Origin of the sequence: Bartonella sp. AP19HLJMH (assembly GCF_042196245.1) — a bacterium.
Classification (GTDB): domain Bacteria; phylum Pseudomonadota; class Alphaproteobacteria; order Rhizobiales; family Rhizobiaceae; genus Bartonella.
The window spans coordinates 1-1,213 of sequence record NZ_JBHIPX010000061.1 but is presented as its reverse complement, the minus strand read 5'-3'; the positions used below and the strand labels follow the sequence as shown (position 1 = coordinate 1,213).

At 42.2% G+C, this 1,213-nt stretch carries 1 protein-coding gene; it reads left to right on the top strand.

All coding sequences use genetic code 11. From position 1 onward, the window contains the following. The first annotated feature begins 60 nt into the window (after nucleotides 1-60). Nucleotides 61-1,149, top strand: coding sequence for a DUF3792 domain-containing protein (locus tag ACFINR_RS09340; protein WP_375654230.1), 1,089 nt, complete (start codon nucleotides 61-63; stop codon nucleotides 1,147-1,149). Nucleotides 1,150-1,213 lie beyond the last annotated feature (64 nt).

Genomic DNA, 1,213 nt, shown 5'->3' with positions numbered 1-1,213 from the left:
CTTTTGGAACATAATTTGCAAAAAGGCATTGTATCTCCAGCATATTCAAGGAGATAAAACATGGAAACTCGCATTCCTGAAAACACACCATTTGAGACGAATTTTCTAGGAGAAACATCTCTAGAAGAAAAATATTCACTCTTTCACACACCCATTTCATGGTCCGCAATCTTTGCGGGACTGGTGACGGCTCTTGCCACCTCAATCTGCCTTTCTTTTCTGGTTGCCGCTTTAGGCTTAAGCCAAATGGATTTCACTTCTTCAACCCCATTTGAAGGCTCTTTCCTCTCCTTTGGCGTGGGTTCTGTTATCGTTACACTGATTAGCCTAGCCTTGGGAGGCTTTGTAGCTGGACGTTTTGCTGAAACCTCAGGGATTCTTCATGGCTTTCTCACCTGGGCTCTCATAACATTGCTGATGACCCTCCAAGCCATCCACGTGGTTTCTAGTACAGCAAAGATAGGAGCTAAAACGGCTCTAGAAAACAGCTCCATGGTCCAACAAACCGTTGACAGCCTAAAAAACAATATTTCCCCTATACTTGCAAACTTAAACAGCGAAAGTCTTGAACAGTTTTTTGCAAAAAATAGTGACAATGATATCAATTTTGACCAACTTAGGAGTGAATTGCACTCCCTTCTCAATAAAAGTGACATTCCTGCTCTCAACCCTGATCGCTTAAAACAAACCTATCAAGCTGCACTCAATGATATTGGTTCTGCGATAACAGCTTTCAAAAATGATCCTTCTTACTATCGCACCACTTTAAAAAATCTTGGTGAGCGCCTGTCTGATCGTGTAGAAGATCTCACGACAAAATTTGATCGAAGTGATATCATCAATGCCCTCATAAAAGATGGCATGTCCCGTTCGGATGCACAAACAGCAGCCAACCATGCCGTCCAACTCTATCAAAGCGCAGAGGAAAAGACCGAAAAAGCCATCAAAGTCCTTGAAGAACGGGCAGAAACACTCTCAGACAATCTTGAGGATACGATCAAGGGAGCAAAAAACACTGCAACTAAAGCCACAAAAACAGCCTCCAATATGGGGTGGTGGGGCTTTTTAGGAAGTCTGGTAGGCGCCATTATTTCCAGTATTTTTGGCTATTATGGTTATAGAAGCCGTAAGGACACTTTCATGCTTTAAAACATCTACCTGTCTACCTTTAAAGCAAATACATAAAAAGCTGCACGCATAGTGCAGCTTTTTT

Bases quoted from the DNA above. Each gene is read 5' to 3' on its own strand.
- ACFINR_RS09340 (WP_375654230.1), top strand. From the start codon at position 61: ATGGAAACTCGCATTCCTGAAAACACACCATTTGAGACGAATTTTCTA.